Origin of the sequence: Sphingomonas sp. 10B4 (assembly GCF_035019905.1) — a bacterium.
Classification (GTDB): domain Bacteria; phylum Pseudomonadota; class Alphaproteobacteria; order Sphingomonadales; family Sphingomonadaceae; genus Sphingomonas; species Sphingomonas glacialis.
The window spans coordinates 1-237 of record NZ_JASJVC010000569.1 but is presented as its reverse complement, the minus strand read 5'-3'; the positions used below and the strand labels follow the sequence as shown (position 1 = coordinate 237).

Sequence of the window (237 nt, the reverse complement as noted above, 5' to 3'; positions counted from 1 at the left end):
GCAGGAAGGCCGCGAAGGCGCCGACCACAAGGGGCCCCCAGCCGAGGTAACCGAGGAAGAGTCCGGGCACACCGGCGAGTTTGACGTCGCCGAAACCCATTCCGCCTGGATAAGCGAGCGCCATGACCAGATACAAGGCCCAACGGAATGCGAGACCGATGCCGGCACGGATCAGCGACGCATAGTCACCCGTCACGATTGATGCCGACCCGAGCAGCCCTGCCCCGACGAGATAAC

General features: G+C 64.6%; 1 protein-coding gene. It reads right to left on the bottom strand.

Translation table 11 applies throughout. The features are described from left to right. On the bottom strand, positions 1–237 hold a 237-nt coding region (locus tag QN347_RS20895), incomplete at both ends, for a hypothetical protein (protein ID WP_323494560.1).